14 protein-coding genes are annotated in these 24,061 nt (G+C 41.4%); 1 reads left to right on the top strand and 13 read right to left on the bottom strand.

Annotated features, from left to right (window positions below; genetic code table 11):
• Positions 1-12 precede the first annotated feature (12 nt).
• The 4 genes from eda to glk form a co-directional block, all read right to left on the bottom strand.
• Entirely contained in the window at positions 13-633 is a 621-nt protein-coding gene (eda, locus tag CWB85_RS01300) for a bifunctional 4-hydroxy-2-oxoglutarate aldolase/2-dehydro-3-deoxy-phosphogluconate aldolase (protein WP_016707349.1), read from the bottom strand.
• Positions 634-667: 34 nt separating this feature from the next.
• Entirely contained in the window at positions 668-2,518 is a 1,851-nt protein-coding gene (gene edd / locus CWB85_RS01295; protein ID WP_029216030.1) for a phosphogluconate dehydratase, read from the bottom strand.
• 618 nt (positions 2,519-3,136) lie between these two features.
• Entirely contained in the window at positions 3,137-4,153 is a 1,017-nt protein-coding gene (locus CWB85_RS01290) for a LacI family DNA-binding transcriptional regulator (RefSeq protein ID WP_016707351.1), read from the bottom strand.
• 35 nt (positions 4,154-4,188) lie between these two features.
• Complete coding sequence (gene glk / locus CWB85_RS01285; RefSeq protein WP_016707352.1) at positions 4,189-5,190, bottom strand: glucokinase; 1,002 nt, start codon at positions 5,188-5,190, stop codon at positions 4,189-4,191.
• Between the two features lie 324 nt (positions 5,191-5,514).
• Here glk and CWB85_RS01280 point away from each other — a divergent pair, with 324 nt between their 5' ends.
• Entirely contained in the window at positions 5,515-6,534 is a 1,020-nt protein-coding gene (locus tag CWB85_RS01280; RefSeq protein ID WP_138553866.1) for a LacI family DNA-binding transcriptional regulator, read from the top strand.
• A gap of 111 nt (positions 6,535-6,645) precedes the next feature.
• On the opposite strand, the gene CWB85_RS01275 is transcribed toward CWB85_RS01280, so the two are convergent.
• From CWB85_RS01275 to CWB85_RS01235, 9 genes are all read right to left on the bottom strand, one after another.
• A complete protein-coding gene (locus CWB85_RS01275; RefSeq protein ID WP_171038969.1) occupies positions 6,646-7,410 on the bottom strand; it encodes a fumarylacetoacetate hydrolase family protein in 765 nt (254 codons plus the stop codon).
• A 180-nt stretch (positions 7,411-7,590) separates the two neighbouring features.
• Positions 7,591-8,016 carry a hypothetical protein gene (locus CWB85_RS01270; protein WP_138553864.1) on the bottom strand — a complete coding sequence of 142 codons (426 nt, stop codon included), beginning with the start codon at positions 8,014-8,016 and terminating at the stop codon, positions 7,591-7,593.
• A gap of 47 nt (positions 8,017-8,063) precedes the next feature.
• Positions 8,064-9,989, bottom strand: coding sequence for an exodeoxyribonuclease V subunit alpha (gene recD / locus CWB85_RS01265; RefSeq protein WP_138553863.1), 1,926 nt, complete (start codon positions 9,987-9,989; stop codon positions 8,064-8,066).
• Entirely contained in the window at positions 9,986-13,561 is a 3,576-nt protein-coding gene (gene recB / locus CWB85_RS01260; RefSeq protein WP_138553862.1) for an exodeoxyribonuclease V subunit beta, read from the bottom strand. The genes recD and recB overlap by 4 nt, the downstream gene beginning before the upstream one ends.
• Positions 13,548-16,832 carry an exodeoxyribonuclease V subunit gamma gene (recC, locus tag CWB85_RS01255; RefSeq protein WP_138553891.1) on the bottom strand — a complete coding sequence of 1,095 codons (3,285 nt, stop codon included), beginning with the start codon at positions 16,830-16,832 and terminating at the stop codon, positions 13,548-13,550. The genes recB and recC overlap by 14 nt, the downstream gene beginning before the upstream one ends.
• A 169-nt stretch (positions 16,833-17,001) precedes the next feature.
• Positions 17,002-18,084, bottom strand: coding sequence for an alkaline phosphatase D family protein (locus tag CWB85_RS01250; protein ID WP_138553861.1), 1,083 nt, complete (start codon positions 18,082-18,084; stop codon positions 17,002-17,004).
• Positions 18,081-19,208, bottom strand: a complete 1,128-nt coding sequence (locus tag CWB85_RS01245) for an alkaline phosphatase family protein (protein WP_138553860.1) — start codon at positions 19,206-19,208, stop codon at positions 18,081-18,083. The genes CWB85_RS01250 and CWB85_RS01245 overlap by 4 nt, the downstream gene beginning before the upstream one ends.
• Before the next feature lie 60 nt (positions 19,209-19,268).
• Positions 19,269-21,617, bottom strand: coding sequence for a TonB-dependent receptor domain-containing protein (locus CWB85_RS01240; protein WP_138553859.1), 2,349 nt, complete (start codon positions 21,615-21,617; stop codon positions 19,269-19,271).
• Between the two features lie 119 nt (positions 21,618-21,736).
• A complete protein-coding gene (locus CWB85_RS01235; RefSeq protein ID WP_016707362.1) occupies positions 21,737-23,776 on the bottom strand; it encodes an EAL domain-containing protein in 2,040 nt (679 codons plus the stop codon).
• Positions 23,777-24,061 lie beyond the last annotated feature (285 nt).

The raw sequence follows: 24,061 nt of genomic DNA, 5'->3' as shown, positions 1-24,061 counted from the left end.
ACTCCCCTTTAATTATTTAATTTCACTTGCTTGGCGAGCAAGCGCTTCAATGGCTTGCCAGTCTTTGTTTTCAATAAGTTGTTTATCAAGCATCCAAGTACCACCGACACAAATCACATTGCTAAGCGCTAAGTAGCTCGGTGCAGTTGCTAAACTAATACCACCTGTTGGGCAAAACGTAACATGAGGTAATGGGCCACCAATTGATTTAAGCATTGCAGTACCGCCTGCAGCTTCTGCTGGAAAGAACTTTAAAAACTTAAAACCATGGCTTGCTAACTTCATCACTTCGCTCGGCGTTGCGGCACCTGGTAGAAATGGAATATCACTGTCTTTAGCTAGCGCTAAAAGCTCATCATTTACGCCCGGGCTGACCATAAAGTCAGCGCCTGCGGCAACCGATGCTTCAAAGCTTGCTTTATCAACCACTGTACCTGTGCCCACATACGCTTCTGGTACTTCCGCTTTCATCAGCTTGACCGCTTCTGCAGCAATGGGTGTACGTAATGTGATCTCAAGCGCTTTTAAGCCCCCGTTATAAAGTGCTCTAGCAAGTGGTGCTGCATCTTCTAATTTTTCAATCACCACTACTGGCACCACAGGTGCCGATGCTAAGATTTTTTCTATGCTCATTGTATGTCCTCATTACCCTGTGAATGGCTAATTATTATTCTATTCCAAACGCACTTGCGCCTAAATCTGCGCTACTAACAATGTTTCTAAATCCTGTAAACAACTCACGTCCAGTACCAAAGGTTAAACTTGGGACGCTCAGCTGTAATTCACGTTTTGCAAGCTCTTCATCGCTTACGTGTAGTTTTAAAATTCCCGCTGGTGCATCAAGTGTAACTAAATCACCTTCGTGAATTTTTGCGATAATGCCACCTTCAACGGCCTCTGGCGCTAAGTGAATTGCAGCAGGTACTTTACCTGATGCGCCAGACATACGGCCATCAGTCACAATTGCAACTTTAAAACCTTGATCTTGCAAGGTTGCCATAACTGGCGTTAATTTATGCAGCTCTGGCATGCCCTTCGCTTTCGGGCCTTGCTCTTTAAGTACAGCAATAAAGTCTTGGTTTAATTCACCGCGTGTATACGCTTCTTGTAGTGCACTTTGTGAACTAAATACTTTTGCCGGTGCTGATACTACTTGGTGCTCAATTGCAACTGCTGACACTTTAATAACAGCTTTACCTAAGTTACCTGTAAGTAGCTGTAAACCACCTTGTTTACTGAATGGGTTATCTACTGGACGCAGTACTTCTTCATCTAATGACTTTTCAGGACATGGCACCCATTTCACTTTGCTTGGACCATTTGAATCAGTCATGATCAAATTATTATCCGTGTCTAAACGTGGCTCTTGGGTGTATGCTTCAAGGCCTTCACCCACAATAGTTTTAACGTCATTATGCAAGAAACCAGCACCAACAAGTTGCTTCATTAAGAAACCCATACCACCGGCAGCTTGGAAATGATTCACATCAGCTGAGCCATTTGGATAAATACGCGTCAGTAGTGGCACAACTTCTGATAAATCCGACATATCTTTCCATGTCAGCTCAATACCCGCCGCTTTAGCGATAGCAACCAAGTGAATAGCATGGTTTGTAGAGCCGCCTGTAGATAATAAACCGACCAAACCATTAATTATGGTTTTTTCAGTTACAACGTCAGCTAAACAATTCGCATCTTTTGTTTGAATAAGTTGCTTAAGCATGGTTTCTACCGCATTACCCGTTAGACCATCGCGTAATTCTGTATATGGATTGATAAACGAGCTACCTGGAAGGTGTAAGCCCATAATTTCCATTAACATTTGGTTTGAGTTAGCAGTTCCATAAAAAGTACATGTACCAGCACTGTGGTAAGACGCACTTTCAGCTTCTAACAATTCATCACGGCTTACTAAACCTTGTGCGAACTTTTGACGAATACGGGCTTTTTCTTTGTTAGGGATACCTGATTGCATCGGACCTGCTGGTAAAAACGCAACCGGTAGATGGCCAAATGATAAAGCGCCAATTAATAGGCCAGGGACAATTTTGTCACACACACCTAAGCAAAAAACACCATCAAATACATCGTGTGATAACGAAATTGCAGTAGACATAGCAATAACATCACGAGAAAAAAGTGATAATTCCATGCCATCACGGCCCTGAGTAACACCATCACACATCGCTGGCACACCACCAGCTACTTGTGCTGTTGCATCATATTTAGTGGCAAGGTCTTTAATTAAATCTGGATAATCTTTGTAAGGGACATGCGCAGAAAGCATATCATTGTATGAATTGATAATAGCTAGGTTAGGCTGTTCATCAGCCTTTAAACGTGCTTTATCATCACTGCTACAAGCAGCCATTACGTGAGCAATATTACCGCAACCTAAACCAGAACGAACTCTTGTTTGTTTTTTTGCATGATTCATGCGTTCTAAATAGGCTTGGCGAGTAGCTTTACTGCGTTCGATAACGCGTTCGGTGACTTCTTGAATACGAGGATGCAACATAAAATTCGACTCATCTCTATGGTTAGAGGATAAAGGCTCAGTAGCAAGCACATACTCCACGAATGAACTTGCACTGAGCATCTTTGATTTACCCGTTCAAAGGTATACGTTGTCAAGTTGTCTCTCACAATCAACCTGACACCGGTGTCACTGTATTAACGCACGACTGTGACACCGGTGTCAACCTTATCTTATAAATTTAGTTTAATTATTTTAAATGACCAAATAATGACCACCACTATTTTTTTACTCAGTGCACGATTTTTGTTCGCTATTTTTTTAAAAAAGCTTTAACAACCCACCTAGTATTAAACTAGTTCGTTAATATTAAAAGGTTTTACTTTCTTCTAGTACAAAGTAGCAGTGAATAAAATTGTTATACTCTTCGTGTTAAGTTACTGACCATTTAGCTCGCTAGAATGGTTAAATATTTAAGTCGATTGGTATATCTGTTTAGTCAAAAAATTTATGCCGCTAAGCAGAGCATACTAGGCTCAATAATGAATTAACCAAGAAATTTTTTGCTGGGGCAAACTTAACATTAAAAACAGCTAAAAAAATGCCCGAGTAAGCGTCACTCAAACTCGGGCAACTGTGAAAATTGCTTCATTTACATATTTAAGGCTTTATTTGTGCGGTGGATTCACGGGTGATCAAACGCGCTTCTAGCGTCACTTGATAGGGCTGCTCTTGCGGTTCACTAATGTGCTCAATTAGTTTATTAACCGCTTGCTGAGTCATTTCTTCTACAGGTTGTGCAATAGTTGTCAGCCCAGGCCAAATATGGCGTGCAATTGGGGCATTATCAAAACCTGCTATCGAAATATCATCCGGTACTTTTAACTGCCGTTGTGTTGCCAATTTTAATACGGCAGCGGCCATGTAATCATTTGATGCAAATACTGCCGTTGGTCTTGGTGTTAGATCTAAGATACTGCGTGCACTGTCTACACCTGAGTGATAACTAAAGTTACCTTCTTCAACCAAACGTTCATTAAATTCAATGCCATGGGTACTTAAAGCACGGCGATAACCTTTAAAACGCTGCTCTGTAGCACTGTGATCAGGGTGACCTTTAATAAACGCGATCGCCTTATGACCTAAGTTAATTAAGTGCTCGGTGATCTCAAAAGCCCCTTGCTCATCATTACTACGCACTGAAATCGACTCATCTTCAAGTACAGCAGACGCTACACGGGCATAAGGAATTTTTTTGCTTTTTAGAAAATCAACCAACACCTTAAAATCTGAAAACGGCGGGGTTAATACCAAACCATCAAGGCGAGAAGATTGCAGTAAATGTTCTATATTACTGATCAACGCATCACCACGTAGATCACATGGGTGGATCAACAAGTTATAGTTGTTTTCTTGGCACGCAGCCAGTGCACCTGTTTGCACCCGAGTGATATAACTTTTACTCGGGTTATCGTAAATACAGCCAATTATAAAACTACGATTTTGTGCTAAACCGCGAGCAATAGGGTTAGGAGTATAATCGAGCTCTTTAAACACTTTGAGCACTTTTTCGCGAGTTGCATCACTTACATTGGGTTCATTATTTAAAACACGCGATACGGTTTTTTTAGACACCCCAGCATAGCTTGCAACACTATTTATAGTAACTTTCTTCATCCAACCTTCCCAATAACATCCCCTACAGCGATGTTTTATGACTGCCCATTAACGTGCAAGCAAGCCGCAGCACCAATAAGTGGAATATTATCTTGTATAACAAGCGTTACGGGTATTTGGCTCACATATTGCGACATGATCCCTTTAGCGTTAAAACGCTCAACAAAGCGGCTTGCAAGTAAACGATCTTGCATGCGCGGTAAAATACCGCCACCAATATACACACCACCTAGCGCACCAAAGGCAACAGCAAGGTCCCCTGCTACGCTTCCTATCCAATCACAAAATTGGTTTAAGGTCGCATCACAAATACTGCATTCGCCATTATTAGCTAATTCGCTAATTTGTGCAGCCGTTAAATTTTGTGCTTCAACACCATTTACAGCAGCCATTGCTTGATATAAATGGACAATACCAGGGCCTGAAAACACAGTTTCCACCGATACATGGGGTAACTGTTTACGTAATTGCGCGATCAACTGAGTATCGAGTTCATTTACTGAAGCAAGCGTCATATGCCCTGCTTCGCAACTCAACACTGCGCTTGCCTGCGTTGTACGCACTAAACAAGCCGCACCAAAACCAGTGCCAGGGCCCATTACTGCAATATTCGCATCAGTATCTGCTTGTCCAGCTTTAACTGCAATGTTTTGTTGTGCGTCTAAATACGGCGCTGCATAGGCAAATGCAGCAAAGTCGTTGATCACTTCAAGTTGCGCTAAATCAAATTCAGCTTTAACCTCTGCAACGCTAAAATGCCAACCTAAATTAGTCAAATGTACTTGGCCAGCTTTGATTGGTCCTGCGACGGCTAGACACGCGCGACGAGGCTGAATATTATTAACTTGCGATAAATAATGCTGCAATGCTGCTTGCAATGAGCCAAAATTGGCACTTGGAAAAGTAATATTATGCTCAATAACAAATTGTTTTTTTTCTAAGTTAAAGGCAGTAATTAAAGCAAAACGAGCATTAGTGCCGCCAATGTCGGCCACTAAGATAGGATCGAATTGTGAATTTGGCTTGGAGTTCATCATGTTTTCTCTTTTGTCTAAGCGGTTTAGATACTTAGCTATAACCGAGCTTATTATTGTAATTTCAATGGTCTTGCCATCGTCATGAGATAAACTTTGAGCTATCACCCCAAAGCAGTTACTCTAGTAAAAAAATGCTGCCCAAATAAATGGGCAGCCAATACGTTTTGACAACAAAATGATAAAACGCCGACATTATGACACCGGTGTCAGGTTTGAATCAATAAAAATTTTAGATTACTGATAAATAGCTTGTAAAAATCAACAAATCAACGAAAATGGCACGAGTTATTTGCACTTTATTTACTTAAAGCAGTTAGGTTATCTATGAAAGGTAAAGCTACATCGTTTGACATCGCCCACTACGCAGGGGTATCGCAATCTACTGTTTCGCGCGCTTTGCGTAACAGTCCATTAGTTAATGAAGAAACTCGCAAACGTGTTTTTGAAGTAGCAAAACAACTTAATTACAAAGTTGATAAAAACGCCAGCAATTTACGCACTCAGCAAAGTAGTACTTTAGCTTTATTATTGTTTGAAGATCCCACTGCCGATGAATCACAAATCAACCCGTTCTTTTTGGCTATGCTTGGTAGTATTACTCGCGCATGTGCTACACAAGGGTATGATTTACTAGTTTCTTTTCAATCAACCAGCGCCGATTGGCAAGCAGATTACGAAGACAGCCACCGTGCCGACGGTATTATTTTGCTTGGGTATGGTGATTATGTAGATTACCAAGCCAAATTTAGTAGCCTTATAGAACAAAACACTAAGTTTGTATGTTGGGGAGCAAGTGTAGATAACCGTCCTGATCTCACGGTCAGTTGTGATAATTACGGCGGCGGTAAACTTGCTGCTGCCCATCTATTACGTGCAAATAGAAAAGACTGTGCCTTTATTGGTGATGCATCAGAACATAGTCCTGAGTTTTTTGCTCGTTATCAGGGGTTTAAAGATGAATTTAATCAGCACGGCATTACTCTAAGCGAACGTAAGATGGCTAATGCCATTTCGACTGAAGAATCAGGCTATCATGCTACACGTTCATTAATTGCCAACAACATTCATTTTAATTCATTATTTGCCGCAAGTGATTTAATTGCCATTGGCGCTATACGCGCACTCAAAGAAGCCGGGATCAAAGTACCTGATGACGTTCATGTGGTAGGCTTTGACAACATTGCAGTTGCCAGTTTTACTAATCCACCCTTGACCACAGTGCAACAAGACACAACGCTCGCAGGTCAAATGCTGGTTAATAATTTACTAAAATTAATTCGTGGTGAAATCGTTGAAAACACCCTACTTCCCCCCTCATTGATCATTCGCGGTTCAAGTGTATAACGTAAGAGAGTAACGGTTTTGCGTATACCCTAAGCCTTATGATTAGTCATATTGAGAATAATCATAAGGCCTTAGCAACTCGACTCCATAAACCAATTTGTAGCGCATTCTCTAACGCGCTGTAAATGTAATGCTGTACTCGCCAAGCCCTGCATAGGAAATAACGCAACTGCTATCGGTATCTAAATCGATCACTCCACAGTACGAGCCGGTAATAAATACTTGTCCCGCTTTTATATCGATACCTAACTGTGCGAGGTAGTTTACCGCCCAATAAACTGGTGCTTGTGCAAGACCTGAAGGGTGTTTGCCTGTTCGCGTATTACGGTGTTCATTTTGCTCAATCGTTAACTCAATCTGAGCGGCATCAAAAGCGTATGCTTTATTGATCTCTGGGCCGATGACGATACCTTGGTTAAATAAGCCATCCGCTAACTTTTCGAAATGTGTTGGTTGATAATCATCTGAAAAGCGATTCTGAATCAATTCAAGTGCCATATGGGTTTTAGCTATCGCAGCGTCAACCTGTTCATGACTGTAGTTTTCAGTCGCCAATAAGTCTTGACCAAATACAAATGCGATCTCAGGCTCAACACGCGCTTTATTATTTTGCGTATATAATTCACACGTTTGTGTAAATGCATAAGGTTTACTCAACAGCGGGGCTAAAATAATCGAACCATCATCAAGTGGTAATAAACACTTCCAGCCATACACTTGCTGATCATTAAGTGCGATCATTAATTTCTGTACAGCAAAGCTTTCTTCGCTGTCTTTTAATGCTAAGCCAGCTGGTAAATCTGATTTAGGTAAAGCAGAGTCACGTTGCGCCATTAAATGACGCGCAATTGTTTGTAATTGAGTTGAATTATCCACATTATTCTCGATTTGAGCTTGTACCACAGCACCAAGCAATAAACTATTAGCTATAGTTTATACACGAAACGTAAAAGAGTGTTACACATAATTAAAACACACCTATGACATTTTCTGTTGCCTTATATTTAGAAGCTATAAAAATTTAATACTGCAGGCACTCAGACGGAAAATCTCATCTTATTTACTACGTTTGTCAAAACAGCCACTATAAATTAACTGGCAGAACACACCAATGGCGGCTCCTACAACTAACGCTTTAAAACCACCGAATAAATTGATCAACAGCCAATACCCTTGCTCTGGGCCTAATGAACCTTTTTGCATGATGTCAGCTAACATCATGTAGTTCCAACCTATGTGTAAAATAACAGTTACAATAAATGCACCAAGTACCAGCCAGTAAAATAAAGGCTCTATTGGTTTTTTTCTAGATTTAATATCCATGAAATAAAGTGCTATAAATGGCAGAAGTATCGGAATAGATAAAACCATGGCAGTACCAAAAGCACTGACAATTGTACTCCCAGTAATCACAAAAGCTATCACTACCATCATCATTGCAATTACAACACTACATAAAGCTGTTTTAGTAACAATCAACATAACATTCATCCTTGATTAAACGATACACTTTAAATTTTGCTTAAGGCTTACAACTGCACCAACCTCTCATACAACCCTGATGCGCGACTGACTGATTTACTCATTGCTGCAAGTAATACTTTTTTGTCGGCCACCAGCTCAAAAGTATTTTTGGCGCGGGTAATACCAGTGTAGACCAGTTGGCGGTTTATGCCTGCGGTCGCTTGGTTTGCCGGTGGTAATACCATGGCGGTGTAGTTAAATTCAGAGCCTTGAGATTTGTGTATAGTCATTACATACACTTTATCGTGAGCGGGCAATCGCGCTGGTGAAAACGCTCGTTCATTACCCTGCTCGTCTATAAACACGGCTTTTAGTTGCGCGTTTTCATCGAGCATTAAAATACCGATATCACCATTGAATAATTTTAGCTGGTAGTCGTTTTGCGCAACCATGATCGGCATACCCACATAATGGCGCTGATCAGCATTTAAGGCTATTAAGCCTTGTTGTGCAAGCTGCTTTTCAATACGGTGATTTAAGTTATTTACACCATAATCACCTTCACGCACAGCCGCGAGTAATTGATAGCTGGCAAAGGCTTTATGTACAGCAGCACTTGGTGCATGCTGAGCAATTAAGTACAGATACTCGGCGTATTTATTAGCCGCACTTTGCACGAGCTTATCAAGAGGCTGGCTAACTAAGTCATAATCAAAAATCACGTCTTTAAATACGCCGTTATTTACCTCTTGCTCTACGTAATTGAGTTTACCGCAGTTATTGGTGTTTACCGCTTGCGCTAATTGACCAATACCACTCTTTGCATCAAAGCGATAACTGTGTTGTAAAAATGCAATGCAATCGGCAAGTTTAAAATCACTCGGGTTGTTTTGCAGTTTAGCTTCGCCATTAAAACACAGTTGATTCAGTTCAGCGCAGCGCTCAACAGAATAATGTGGTGTTTGACCAAGCGCTAACCCTTGGCAAAGATCGCTCATTACACTGCCAGTATCTACCGAAGCAAGTTGGTCTTTATCGCCCAATAAAATAAGTCGTGCATGGGCTGGCAATGCTTCAATGAGCTTTGCCATCAAAGATAAATCCACCATGGAGGCTTCGTCGATAATCAACAAATCAACATGCAATGGGTTGGCAGTTGAGTGCCTAAATTTATTAGTAAAGGGCTTAACCCCGAGCAAACGATGAATCGTTTGCGCGCTTTGTGGTATCAAGGTTTTGATATGCTCGGGAATACTGGTGAGTTTGTCTTTTGCGCCCAGTATTGATTCACTCAAGCGTGCGGCGGCTTTTCCGGTTGGTGCCACCAGCTTAATACTCAAAGGAGCATATTGATAAAGTGACTGTAATATTGCTAATAATTTTGTCACTGTCGTGGTTTTACCTGTACCAGGGCCACCCGTGATCACACTAAACCCTTTAGTCGCCGCCATTGCACACGCGACTTTTTGCCAGTCGATGCTATCGGTTTGCTGATCTGGAAAATAATGCGCTAAGAGCTGCGTCAGTGCCTGATTATCAATCTTTACTGTTTGCTGACTCATCTGCAATAAACGCTGTGCAAGGGTATGCTCGTAACCAGCAAGGCGAGAAAAGTAGAGGCGATTATCGAATAACAATAAGGGTTTGTCAGCGCCAACACTGGCATGACTTTGCAAGCAAGTAACAGCCTGTTCGGTGCTAAAGCCATCACAGAATGGGCTTAAGCAATCGGGCACACTTAGCGTCAGTGGGCTAAATTCTGTTTGGCGTAAATTAAATGGATTTTGCCAATCAAGTTCGTTCAGTGTTAAGCAACTATGTTGGCTTTGCTGGGCATTGCTGAGTAATAAAATTAAGTAAAAAACATCATCATGTTGTTGCTCACAGAGTAATTCAGCCAGTTTTATATCTACCATGCGCACACGGTTTTCACTGAGCAAATAATCCAGTAACGGCACTATAACAGGGCTAGTTGGTTGGGGAGTATTCATAACATGGTTCCTTCACTAAACAGGCCATCTAAGATCAGCACTTGCGCTGTGGTGAGCTTTTTAAAATACACGCCTTTGCCCTCACTCATGCCGCGTAAAAAAGTGTAATACACACCCCCTAAATGTTGCTCTATGCTGTAATTAGGAACTCGTTGTTTTAATAATCTATGCAGCGCCACAGTATAAATTAAATATTGTAAATGGTACTGATGACTACTCATTGCTTGCTCTAGTGAATCGTGCTCATAGTCACTCACTTGGCTTCCTAAGTAGTTTGATTTGTAATCTAAAATATAGTACTTATCTTGATAGCAAAATATTAAATCAACAAAGCCTTTCAGCAGGCCTTTTACATCATAAAAGTCCAACCGGCTTTGGTTAAAGTCAAGCTCTTTAATTAATACCGCATTTAACTGCTTAGCTGATAGGTGAGTCAGTGGCAGGTTAAATTCCATCTCCACTAAACATTGCTGTGGGGTTAACACGCCAAGGCTCAAGCCATGCTCATTTAATGGGCAATTAAGAATATTGCGTACCCATTGCTCTGTGGTTGCTTGCCACTGCTCACTAATGTGGTATTTTTTTAAACTACGCTCAACCACAGCCGCTAAATTTTGCTCAGCATTCGTGGGGTGAGTTTCAGGTTGGGTAAAATCGAGTTGTTCAAAAATTTCATGTAAACAACTGCCTGGTTTTGCACCTTTAGGAAAGCTATATGGCGATAAGATTTCATCTTGCTGGGTGGCAAACTCGTCTTTTTCGTGATCTTCATCGCTACGACCCGGCTCTATATGATCAGTGTGCTTTTTAAAACTCAGCGCACTAAAGCTAGTCGCGCGCCAATTCCGCTCAATACGGGTATTAACCTGATTTACAGTGAGTATTTCACTGGTGTCAAGGCTGCTGGAAAATGTTAACACGCCCTGCTCACCCAGTTGTTCTGAGGTAAACTGCTGATATGCCATTGCAGCGTTTTCAGCACAAAAGGTCTGTAAATGCTCACGCCAAACTTGACTACTGGTAATATCTAAACCTGCAAATAATACATGCCCTAACGAGCTACTTTGTATTGCTAAGCGGCTGCTTTGTCCTTGGCCAAGGTTATACATACCAATGGCACAAAAATGCACGGCACGAGTGAGTGCAACATACAATAACCGTAAGTCTTCAGCTAAGCGCTCTTGTTGGGCTTTTTCGAGTGCCTCTTCACTTTTACTTAAATCATAAATCAGTTTGCCATCTTGATGATAAAGCGCGTCTTTGGTTTCACGAAAGCCACTGGCAAACGGCATAAACACCAACGGATACTCAAGTCCTTTTGAGGCATGCATAGTGACAATTTTAACTAAGTTAGCGTCACTTTCTAGGCGTACTTGCACCGCTTCACCATCTTGCTGGCTAACCTTTTGCGCAAACCAACGTAATAGACGCAGCGTGCCTTCAAGCTCAATTTGTTTTTGTTGTAATATTTCAGCTAAATGCCTGAAGTCGGTTAACCAACGTTCAACGTTATAGCCTAAGCCCTGCCACTTAGCACTGAGCTGATTATGGCTAAGTAACTGTTCCATCATCGCCATCGCACCTTGTTTGTGCCAAGTATCACTCAAGGTGGCAAAAAAGGTTAAATACTGTTGCCACTGAGTTTCGTCTTCATGCAAGGCATAAATAGCGGTATAACTGAGGCAAAATAGCGGTCCTGCTAAGACGCCACGCAGTAACGACTCGTCATATTGGCCGTGTAAAGCAGTTAAAAAGTTAAGCAAATGATGGCTTAACTCTTGATTAAATACACTGTCACGAGACAAATAAACGCTGGCAATATGCGCCTCACTCAAGGCTTTTTTCATTATTTGAGCTTCAACACGGTCCCGTACCAAAATACAAATATCAGCAGCAGTAATAGGTGTTGTGCCAATACAAGCACGCTCTTGGCCAGCGTGCTCCAACAAAATGACTATTTTATTAGCAAAATACTGTGCTAACTGTTGCTGGCCAAAGCCTTTACTGGTTGGTTTATTTTTTTCATCTGCATCAGTATCTACAAATACACAAAATTCAAATGCAGTAGCGGGCTTACCATCAAGTAAAAATGATTTATCGGCTTTTTTACCCTTTGCTGCAACTGGACTGAACGGTATGGCATCGTTATAAATAAAGCTATTGCCGTGTTTGGCAAATAGCTGGTTTACGCTTTGGACTATGTCGCTACTGGAGCGAAAGTTTGTGCCTAAGGTAAATTGCTGCTCTTTAACAACCGCTTGTTTTGCGCCGATGTAAGTAAAAATATCCGCGCCTCTAAAACCATAAATGGCCTGTTTTGGGTCGCCAATCATGGCAAGCGTGGTATTCTCTTGGCCATAAATCTTGCTAAAAATGCCGTACTGAATGGGATCCGTATCTTGAAACTCATCAATCATTGCCACCGGAAACAGCTGCGCTATTTTTTGCGCCAAGGTATCGCCTTGCTCGCTGTGCAGCGCACTGTGTAAATTGCTGAGTAAATCATCAGGGGTGATCACACTTTGCTCTTGTTTACGCTTAACAATGGCGGTTTTTACCCAACGTGCGGCATGTTGCACAATAGCAATACCTAAACCTTGGTTCACTACAGATGAAAGTCTTGCGAGTTCATCAAATTCGGCTATCAGCGGGTGAGTAAATAGCGGCTGATTTTTTTTATAATTGCTCGTATCGCTTAAGCTATCGCTACCCCACACTGCAAATGAGTATTTGCTAGTGCCAAACTCAAAAAAAGCTTCATCACCTACACAAAATTCTTCCAGCGCTTGTAAACTGCCTTTACGTGCCGGAGTTTTGGAGCCACTTAGCCCTGAGCTTTTTATGGCAGCAATAAACTCGCTTTCTAAACAGGCTTGTTTAAAGCTGGGGACTTTTGCTAAATATTGCTCGCGGGCTTGCCACACATCTTCTAACTTTATTTGTGGTGTGATCTGCGCATTACCTTTATTTAAAATACTCGCTACGTGTGAGAACAATTGTTCTGGCGCGGCGAACACATTTAATATGGCATCGGTTTTTTCTTTATCTAACGGGTATACAAACGCACGCCAAAAATCTTTAATGGTCTCAAGCAGAATATCCCGCTCATCGAGAATAAACTCTAAATTAAATGCCACACCAGATTCAAACGCATGCTGTTTAAGCATACGTTGACAAAAACCATGTATAGTAAAAATAGCCGCTTCATCCATGGATTTAGCCGCCGCGTCAAGTAAATCAAAAGCGCGGTGTTTATCGTCAATTGCCGCAATTACACCGGTTATCAACTCATCTTCTGGCTCTTGACCAAGCAACGCATCACGGGCGGCAATAATACGGCTTCGCACCCTGTCTTTAATTTCTTGGGTGGCGGCATCGGTAAACGTTACCACCAATATTTGCTCAACACTCAGTGGTACATTGCCTGCGGCAGCGGGGTCGTCGGCTCTCTGCATACCAAGTAAATAACGTAAATATAAGCCCGTTATGGTATAAGTTTTACCAGTACCGGCACTGGCTTCAATCAGGCTTTGTCCCTTCAGTGGCATTGTGAGTGGGTTAAGCGCTTGCATAATCACTCTCCTTAGCGTGAGCAAATAATGGCGCAAGCAATTGCTCGCTCCACTTTATAAATTCGTCTTGGCAATCGGCCAACGACTGCACAGTTAAGCGAATATAAGGATCTTCCCCTTCACCACGGCCTATGTATTGCGGGCTAAATTTACTCATTGCTTTATTTATATCACCACCGCTTTTAATGTATTCATAACCACTAACCGGAAAAAACGCCACCGGTGCTTGTCGTAGCGCTTTATATAAAGCAAACCAGTCGGCGAGTAACGCATCTGCATCGGCTTTACTCAGTGGCGCAAAACTAATTTGTTTATCAAGGCCCAGTAGCAATGTTTCAACATTTTGCTGCATGCTTTGTGCTGCTAAGTGATAAATAAAACCTTTGATCAGATCGTTAGCTTTAATACTGGCACTGCGATAAAACACTTGTTTTTGCATATACACATGGTTTAACCAACCTTCAATTTGAGTCTGCTCAAGGGTTAACTTAACCTCAATTGGCTCACTTATGCCGCCTTTAATATGCTCTTTTACTTGCCCTGCCAATGCGTCAACACGGTGTTGCATACTGTCGTAAATAATGTCGCCCACATTGGCTTGCGGTAAATCGCCGCGTTGGAGTATTTGTGCTGTGCTAAGCGGTTGTTCATTAATATTTGCTTGCAGTATTTCATCAAGGTAAAAGTAACGCTTGAGTGCATCTACACTAAATGGCTCTTCATCTTTGGCCACTTCATTAAATTGCGGTAAGCGCAAGCCTAAACTTTGTTGATAAAAGCTTTCTTGCGCATGGCACACACTGCGAATAAACACATCAAAATCAAGTTGCTCTGGCGCACGAACATCAAGCGCGGTGACAGGCTCTGGCATTATTGGCGCAGCAGGTAGCCAAATTGGGTTGTAACTGTGATTACTTTGCAAAGTGTGATCTGGCTCTGCTTTATAGTAATGGCTATTAAAGGGTTGTAAATGCTGGTGGTTTATTAAACTTTGCGGTAACTTTTTATCGCTTTGTTCAGCGTATTCAAAGCTACGACCAATGTATTCTAATAACTCACTCACCAAGGTTGATGGCATGCGCGGTTGATTGTCAAAACACGATCGGCCTATGTAGCTCATATATAAATTATCGCGAGCACTGAGCAGCGCCTCTAAAAACAAGTAACGATCATCGAGTTTGCGTGATCGGTCACCTTTTTGCTTTTTAGAATACGGCACCAAATCAAAACCAATCGGTTGTACGGTGCGTGGGTAGTCAGCGTCATTAAGGCCAAGCATACACACCACTTTAAAAGGCACAGCACGCATTGGCATTAAGGTGCAAAAATTAACCTGCCCCACTAAAAAACGCTGCCCTACGCCTTTTTCTTGAATACCTTGTTTAACCAAATAACTAACAATGCGCTGCGATACGGCTTGGCTGTAATCGCCATTATCATGATGCTTTTTCAGCTCATCCAACACATTTTGCAGTACTAATAAATCCCAACTATCGTCGCTGTCACTTTCATAAATTTCGCTTAACAAATTAGCCAAAATATCAGCTTTATTAGTCAACGTATCATCGGGGCTTAGTTGCTCTTTAAAGTTTTGTAATACATCAATAAAGTGTACTAGTTTATTAAGCGTATCAAGCGCCATACCTTCCACTTCATCGGCGCTGTAAACCCCTTTGTAAGGGCATTGTTCATCGCGCTGGGCAATGCCAAGCAATAATCGGTTTAAACCATGTTGCCAAGTATTTAGCTCTATAGCGGGTAAATCAAAACTGTGTTTATGCTCAGCGTTAATGCCCCATTTAACACCTACACGTTCCAGCCAATACTGAATTTGTTCGTACTCATGGGCCTCAACACTGAACTTTTCAGCTATTTGGCTCACTTGCAGTAAGTCGAGAATGTCTGACACACCAAAGCGCGAAAACGGCAAATTAGCCAGACTTGCAAACGAGCTAAGCACTGGTTTTTCTTGCTCTATGGCTAAATCAGCCAGCGCGTAAGGAATATTACGGCTACCTTGGGCACCGCCAAACACGGCTTCAATATAGGGGCTATAAGTGCCTACATCTGGCATCATGACAATAATGTCTTTTGGAGTGAGATCTTTATTTTGATGAAACAAATTGAGTAAATAGTCGTGCAGGCGCTCGACTTCTCGAAGTGGGGTATGGCAATCGCTGAGTGTTATACTGGTATCGTCACAACTGACTGGCAATTTACCTTCATCATTAATAAACCACGCTTTATCTTCAGTTAACGATTCACCTTTAAATGCCAACTGATAAATCTCGCTTTGAATTTGGCCAAGTAAAGTGTCGTCAAACTCATCAATAAAGCCATCAACCCAACTGGCGTCTAGCTGAACAAGTTGCTCAAAATAATCACGGCCAAGTTTACCCCACGATGATAACAGTGGATTACCAATAAAATAGTAATCTTGTTCCGGTTTAGATTGCGCCTCTAACAGCGGTTTTATCGCGTATTTAGCGGTGATCTTTGCTGCGGTTTTTTCATCAACTACATCACCCCAGTAATGTTCGCTGGGGTTGAAAAAGAATAAATTAACGTCTGTTTTTCGACTCAAGGCTTCAAACACCTCGAGCTGCGAGTTGGCTATCGCAGAAATACCAAATAAATTGATGCGCTTGGGCAATAAATTCGCGTCCATTGACTCAAGTGCGCTGAGTAATTTTCCTTGCATATTAGCACGATGGAATTGACTCTGGCCGAGCCCTTTACTGTGTTCAACAATACGCCGCCACAGATCAGGCTGCCAAGGCGCTATGCTTATATCTACGTCAGCGAGTTTATCAACACCACTGTCCCAAGTTGCAATCCAGTGCGGCCGATACATTAAGTATTGATCGTACACGTCAGCAATTTTTTCACACAGGGCAAAGGTTTTTTGCCCGTCTGTATCGCCTGCCAAATAAGTTTTTAGTGGCAAATACAGTGGCTCATCAATACAAGCTGGTAAAATGGCAAACAGTTTCCAAGCAAGGTTAGGTTTGTTAAACGCCGACTCTTTAGGCACATTAGGCAATAGCTGTTGATAAAGCTGCCAAATAAAGCTCGAAGGCAGTGGAAAGTCCACCTGCGCAGCAATACCGAGTTGTTCGCTCAAGCCTATTTTAAGCCACTGCGACATACCCGGCGATTGCACTAACACCACTTCTTTATCAAACACACTGGGTAAAGGATATTTATTTAACAGGTAATGAAACTGCGCTTGCAGGGCTTCCATTCGGTTTGATTGAATAATATTGAGCATGGCGACACTGTTCTTGCTTGAGATAAAACCAGTGTAAGATATTTTCAATTACAGGGGTAGCCAAAGTCGTTAATTGGCTTTAATAAATCAGATGCTTAGCTTGAAATATAAACACAGTAAGCTCACAGCTTCATCCATGATGCTATGAGCAGTTTAACAAGCGCCTTGCTTATTTATACGGGCTAATACTTGATAAACTAAATTGACTTTGCATAATGGTTTTGCCATCAATACCTTTAAGCTGCAATGAAATTGCAGGGTCTTCTTGCAGCCAATCAATACTTAAATCACCGTAATTTACCTCATGAGTAAACTGCCCAACGCGGTGCTTATTCGGGCAGACGTCTTTCCATTTTTCCGTCAATCCTGAGCTGGTCATTTCGGTTAATGGGTAATCGAGGTTGGCACTGTATTTTGAAATTTCTCCCCAATGAGTATCACCACTGATTATGATCACCCCATTGACACGGTGTTTTTTGATCAGTGCAAATAAACGTGCACGATCTTCTGGAAAGTTAGCCCATGATTCCCAGCCGGTAAAATCAGGCAGTAGCTGCAAGCTTGAGCTGATCAGTTTGATTGCCGCAGGTTTTTTCAGCTCTTGCTCAAACCATTGCCACTGCGCTTCACCGAGCATTGATGCACCTTTCACATCCGTTGGACTGTAAGGTCCTTGATTGTTTGCTTTGCGCTTAGTGTAATATTCGACTTCGCTAACATGATTAAGCGCATCACGATTCCAGCGTAAATCAGGCATGATCACCTGCACTGTTTGCTTGCCTTTTCCATACATGTACGAAGTATAAATACCATCAGGGCGTGTTCGTCTAATTGATGTTTTTGGCTCTTGGAAGAAATCGAGCATAATGTGTCGTGACTGCTCTTTTTGTGGGTATTCTTTACCTGCATCGTTTTGCCCAAAATCATGGTCATCCCACATGGCGATAATCGGCGTTTGCTCCCTAAGCGCTTTAAAGCCTGGTTTCGCACCCAATTTTTGGTACTTGTCAGCCAGTACTTGCATATCATTGGTGTCGCCGTAAATGTTATCCCCTAAAAAGATAAACAAATCAGCCTTTTCTTTATTAATAGCATCAAAGATAGGAATCGCTTTATCTTGATGACCACAGGAGCCAAACAGGATTTTTTGTGGTGCCGTTATTTTTTCTGCTGCACTTAAAGCGCTAAAACTCACTAATGCACATGATATAAGTGTTGTGGTGATCATTGCTGTTGAAAATAATAGCTTCATTTAAGCACCTCTAAAATTGCGGGTGCCATTTTAGGGTTTATCTTTTTCGGGTCTTCACCTAGTGCTGTTAATACTGTAGCGGCAACTTGCGCTTGTTTTAGCTCTGCTCTAGTTTTAAGCAAACCTGTGGCTTTAATGGTAGGGCCTATTGCAGCAAACCAGATATGATCAGAGCCAATTACTCCTTCAGGAAATGCTTTACGTCCTTGCTCTGATTTTGCTAAAGCCTGCTTAGAGCTGTGATGCTGCCAATCATTTGCGTGACTACCACGGCCATGATCGGTGGTAATGATAAGCGTGGTGTTATTTTTATAACCCTGCGTTGTTTGAATGGTTTGCCATAAGTCTTGAATAAATGCATCATTTTGTTTGGCTGATTTTAAATACTGATCATAATGACCATCGTGCGCAAAATCATCGGTTTCACCTAAACTTATCACCAATAGTTTTGGCTTGTTAGCCAACATATACGCTTTCGCAAAACGGTAAGTAAAGCTATCAAAACGTACATTGTGCCAAGGGCTTGGGATCTCATTTTGCATCGCATTTAAAAGTGCAGCATCGTTTGATAACCCCTCAGCAATTGGCATAAAGCCCGCGTTTACATACACGCCACTGCGTTTATCATTAACAATGAATGGGAATACATCCCAGCTACCAAAGAGTGCCGTTTTGTTTTTATATTCAGGCTGTTGTTCAAGCAGTTCAAGCATCGTCTTATTTGGGTTTAAGCGTTTATCGTTACTATTAATGCCTTCATCAACAAACCCAGTTAAAATTTCATTATAACCTGGATATGAGAAGTACCATGGGTTACTCACCGACATCTTGGAGTTATTATTTCTGTCGCCAATAATCGCTCCTTGTTTTGCCACTGTTTGAGTTATAAAAGGCATTAATAGGTGTTGGCGTGTTTTACTGTCTTCATGCCAAAATTCGGCTTTTAACTCGTCGCTACGTTTGACAAAATCAGGGTTGTTGAGCAAATTAGCATCTGCGCCATTAAATACCTCTTGCCAACGCACGCCATCCAGTGTGACTAACACTACATTTTGCGCTGCTATAGCGAATTGGCTCGTTAGTAACACTATGCCTAACAAATTTAGTTTGATTAGTTTTTTCATTTTTTACCTGTAAAAATCGCAAAAGCCCATCAATGATGGGCTTTGTGTTTACACTATGATTTAAAAGTTAGCAGTAAATGTCAGTGCCGCTGTACGCGGTACGCCAATAAAGTAGGTAGAACCGTTACCGGTGCCACCGGCAAGATATTGTTTATCTGTTACATTCGTCACTGCAAACGCTATATCGATTGATTTAAATGCGCCAGCATTTACTTCAGCGTAGTAGCCTGCATTAAAATCAATCACGGTATAACCATCAACCTCATTGCGAGCACGGGTTTGCTCATCCGTCCATGCACCTAAACGCTCTCCTGTGTATTTAGCTGAAATACCAAAACGGAAATCACCGCTGTAGTAGTCAGTAGAGAGTACAAACATATCGCTTGGCGCATCAATCACATCATCACCCGCTCTAAAGCTTGGTCCAGCACCATCAATGAGCTCACCATTTGCATATGAGCTTGGGTCGTCAGAAGCGTATTCAGAGCTATTGTTAGTGTATGACGTGTAGATATTCCACTCATTAGTTAACATATAGCTTGCTGATAATTCAAAACCTTGTGATTCAATACCACCCACATTAATGTACGAACCATTAGTGCCTATTGTGTAATCAATACCACTGGTATCACTGCCTGGTGCAATAAAAGTGATACGGTTTTCAAACTCAATTGAGTAAGCCGTTGCGGTCAGACTTAAACGATCAGCGTTATAACGCACACCAAAATCAATATTTTCAGCAGTTTCCGGCTCAATATCAGTTAACGTTGAGCTGTCACGCTCAAGTACACCATCTTTAATTGCTGCAAAGTTTTCGCTGTAGCTAGTAAATAACTCGGTGCTACTATTAAGCTGATAAAGCACACCCGCGCTAAATAACACATCTGAGTCGCTATCTACTTTATCTGAGCTGATATCATTAAAGTGGTCGTACTTTTGTAATTCAACTAGGTATTGCTTAGCACCAATATTTAAAGTGAAATCCCCCAGCGCCATCGAGTCTTGTAGGTACCATTTGAACGTATCGGTATCAAAGGTGTTTTTGTACTGTGTCCAATATGGAGTGCTATCAAAATGATGATATACACGGGCATCAATCACTTTATGCCAATCACGGGATTCATCACGCTCAGATTGCTCATACCAAATACCCGCTTCAATATCATGCATACCAAGCGTTAATTGGTAGTTAGCAGTTAAGCCTAAACGGCTTTTATCATAATGGGTATGTCGATACGACATAACAGGCGTGGCATCAGCTGAGTAACAGGCGGGATTTAAGCCTGGGCCAGATTCCCACGGCCAACTTAAACTTTGTGTACAGCCGTCATTTGGCGCAAGAGGGTTACCGTCACTATCTACAAAACCATAGGAGCCTGCATTACTGCCGCCCTCTGTCGTTGGGTTACCATTTTTATCAACTGGAGAAGTTAAATAAGGCGGGATCCAATCACCTCGGCCTGAATTTTTATGGTAATACGGGCTGAATGTGAGCATTGATGAAGGCGAAATAGCATATTCAAATTTTAAGTAACCTAACGTATTTTCACGCAACGTGCCCCAACCTTCTGCAAACATCTGGTCAAAATGCGGGGTGCCTGTCCAGTTCCACGTCAGTTGATCCCAATCTGGCGTTTGTGCAAACTGCTCAAGGCTTACACTGTTGTAGTTGGTCTCGCTAACATCATCATAGGATAAACGCCCTGTCAGGGTTAAAGCATCAAAGTTTGATACAAACTTAACCTCAGCATGTTGGTTATCTTTACCACCATTGCTACCCTCACCTATCCAGCGGCTCGTATCAGTTTGCGAATAGCTTACATACGCTTGTGTATTATCAAAAATGGTGCCTGTTTCATGTTTAAAATAATAGCGTGAGGCATCATGATCACCATTGGTATAAGCAAAAGTGGTGCTTTTATCGAGACTTGGATCTTTACTAACAAAGTTAAATGTACCACCTAACGCCTCTAGTGATGCCGATGCGATGTCTGATGTACCTTGACCTACCTCAACTGTAGCAAGGTTTTCACTGTCGAGGTAACGATTCGCTTTTGCACCACCACCGTAATTTGAGCCACCATTTGGAATACCATCAACCGTCATACCTAGTTGTTGCTGATTACCGTCAATACTAAAACCACGCATAGTGATTGTTGTTGACCAATCATCACCACCAAACGCATCACCTTCGTTAATGCTTATGCCTGGCAAGTTATCAATCACCGCCAAAACACTTGATACCGAGCTTTGCTGCTCAATCATAGATTGTTCAATCACACTGTTAGCGTAACTGGTTGGTTTAGCCACTACAGTGACTTCTTCTATTTCATTATTGGCATAGCTGTTAGTTGAAAAAACCAACGCAATAGCGAGGCTTAAAGTTGATTGTTTTGTCAAAGTACGCATTATTGTCCCATTTGCAATTGTTATTTTGAATGCGGGCACAGTATGGCGGGAGTTTATGACAAAATAGGTCCAGAATATTGAAGGAATAATTAAACAAATATAGAAATTTTATGGCAGTCTTAGCTTTTATTTGCGTTATTACGGGTTTGCGTAAAAGTAATCACTTCATTTCGTAACATGGCAGGAGCATATAACCAGCCTTGTGCGGTGGTGATCCCTAAGCTCTTCACCCACTGCTCTTCTGCGACTGTTTCTATTCCTTCTGCAACAACAGAAAAGCCAAGCTTGGCAAATAACTCTGTTACTTGTTGATAGAGGATCCGACCTGCATCTTGCTGGCATTGCAGTAAAAATTGGCGGTCTAATTTAACGTGTTTCACAGGAAAGTGTGTCAACATAGATAAACTTGAATACCCAGTACCAAAATCATCCAACACAGTTTCGATATTATGCTCACGCAGCTTGTTTATATTCTGTGTCACGATGAGTTGTTGTTCAAGGTAACTGGATTCGACGATTTCAATTTTTACTTGTTCTGCAAATTCAACAAACAGCTGGCATATTTTATCAACCATTGCAGTGTTGGTAAGTACATCAGGATTAACATTAATACTGATATTGGGCTTAAAACCAACATTGCGCCACTGCGTTAAATCACGGGCCGCTTGCTTAATTACCCAGCCATCAATAATATCAGTTTGCTTGTGTAGGATCAGGGTATCTAAAAAATAAGGACCAGAGACACTTCCATCGTTATTATGTAACCGTAGCAAGGCTTCAAAACCACTCACTTGACCTGAGCTTAAATCTATTTGTGGCTGATAATATAAGGCTAGCCTTGCATTTGAAATAGTATTTAGCACAGTAGTCAGCTGAGCACTTGACAAATTCTGTGCTCTTTGTTGTTTAATAAAACGCTGCTCAGAGTTAGCCGCAAAGCCTTCGTTCACATTTAATTGGCTACTTAGTTTATTAAATGCCATTTGGTAATTATTTTTTTCACTGCTTAGCCGCAAAAACGGGTAATAAATACAGGCATTACACAGGATCAAAAACACTTGATATAAAGGCGCGGTTGCATCTGTACCAACCATAGCACCGTTGATAATCGTTGGTGTCATCCAACTAATGGCCACTTCCTGATACCCTATAACCCCACTTGATAGTAAAAAATAACTGACCAAAAAGTTAAAACATGGCACTAAAATAAAAGGCACTAGCAACATCGGGTTTAAAAATACCGGCAATGCAAATAAAATGATTTCACAGAAATTAAATAACGAAAACGGGATTGATATTTTTGCGATACTTTTTTCATGACTGCCATTTGGCAACAGAAACGCAGCGACAATTAAGCCAATAAAACAGCCAGTACCACCAATCAACACAAAGGTGTCGTAAAATGTTTTTGCTGTTAAACCCGGCACAATATCGTGTTGTAAAAACGGCTGCTCAAACATCATTGTATACGCATTATCACCATGTACACCAAAAAACCAAAAGCTGTGGACGATGATCATACGTTTAAATAATTGCATAGCTACACTGCTATCATCACCACTTGGGACAATATAAAGTAGAACCGATTGCACGCTCAATTCAATGAAGGGAACAATTAAATACAGAGCAAAAAACGCCAAGCTAAAAGGCACAATTAAAGATAGTTTTTCTTTTAAAAAGTCACTGAGCAATGGTAACTCGAGCCAGTGTTTAGGAGTCAATTTATACCCCAACATAAGCAAATAGCTGGTTAATGACGGCACTAAAACAGCATATGCCGACGCGCCCGCGCCATTGACAGCAAATTCGCCATTATTAAGCGCTAAAAAATCACTGTGCGTGCAAAACCCTACTAACGCTAGCATACTGCCAACCACTGCACTGTTACCTAAGTTTTTAGACAGGTGAAAGCCTACCGACAGTGCAACCATCAGCGGAAATAATACAGAAATGATATTTGAGCTGTGTTGTATAACGTTATACAAAAAATCGTTGGGAGATAAAAAAGCAAAATTAACAGCAAGGTTTAATACTAAAATGGCCAGTGCTGAACTTACAAAATACGGGATCAATGCAATGAATGCTTCACGTAGGGAAATAATATACCGTGATTGGGCAAACACAGAAAACAGTGTATTGAATTGCTTTTTAACCAACAAAGTAGTTCCAAAAGTTAAGTGCTGTTTTGGAGTATAATTTATTTATCCTAGAATTGTTAATTATTTAAAACAATGCCTTAACCTGCTTGATGCCGCTGTTGCTGCAAGCAAAAAAATACCACCGAGAAGCGGTGGTATTCATATAAATTAAATTTTTTATACCAATCGTGTTAAGTTACTGACCATTTATAGCGACAGGTAAATACAGTGATAACAAGGCATAAATTTTGACATGTAGTTGTTCTCGGCAATTGCTCCTGCATTGCTCTACCTCCTGCATCCATG

The sequence above is a fragment of the Pseudoalteromonas sp. S1727 genome (genome assembly GCF_005886375.1).
Taxonomy (GTDB): Bacteria; Pseudomonadota; Gammaproteobacteria; order Enterobacterales; family Alteromonadaceae; genus Pseudoalteromonas; species Pseudoalteromonas haloplanktis.
This window is presented reverse-complemented; position numbering and strand designations above follow the sequence as displayed.

What these genes read in the sequence shown, in the direction of transcription:
- recD (WP_138553863.1), bottom strand. Translation starts at nt 9,989, where the DNA reads ATGAATACTCCCCAACCAACTAGCCCTGTTATAGTGCCGTTACTGGAT.
- edd (WP_029216030.1), bottom strand. Translation starts at nt 2,518, where the DNA reads ATGTTGCATCCTCGTATTCAAGAAGTCACCGAACGCGTTATCGAACGC.
- CWB85_RS01280 (WP_138553866.1), top strand. Translation starts at nt 5,515, where the DNA reads ATGAAAGGTAAAGCTACATCGTTTGACATCGCCCACTACGCAGGGGTA.
- CWB85_RS01290 (WP_016707351.1), bottom strand. Translation starts at nt 4,153, where the DNA reads ATGAAGAAAGTTACTATAAATAGTGTTGCAAGCTATGCTGGGGTGTCT.
- CWB85_RS01245 (WP_138553860.1), bottom strand. Translation starts at nt 19,208, where the DNA reads ATGAAAAAACTAATCAAACTAAATTTGTTAGGCATAGTGTTACTAACG.
- CWB85_RS01270 (WP_138553864.1), bottom strand. Translation starts at nt 8,016, where the DNA reads ATGTTGATTGTTACTAAAACAGCTTTATGTAGTGTTGTAATTGCAATG.
- glk (WP_016707352.1), bottom strand. Translation starts at nt 5,190, where the DNA reads ATGATGAACTCCAAGCCAAATTCACAATTCGATCCTATCTTAGTGGCC.
- recB (WP_138553862.1), bottom strand. Translation starts at nt 13,561, where the DNA reads ATGCAAGCGCTTAACCCACTCACAATGCCACTGAAGGGACAAAGCCTG.
- recC (WP_138553891.1), bottom strand. Translation starts at nt 16,832, where the DNA reads ATGCTCAATATTATTCAATCAAACCGAATGGAAGCCCTGCAAGCGCAG.
- CWB85_RS01240 (WP_138553859.1), bottom strand. Translation starts at nt 21,617, where the DNA reads ATGCGTACTTTGACAAAACAATCAACTTTAAGCCTCGCTATTGCGTTG.
- CWB85_RS01250 (WP_138553861.1), bottom strand. Translation starts at nt 18,084, where the DNA reads ATGAAGCTATTATTTTCAACAGCAATGATCACCACAACACTTATATCA.
- eda (WP_016707349.1), bottom strand. Translation starts at nt 633, where the DNA reads ATGAGCATAGAAAAAATCTTAGCATCGGCACCTGTGGTGCCAGTAGTG.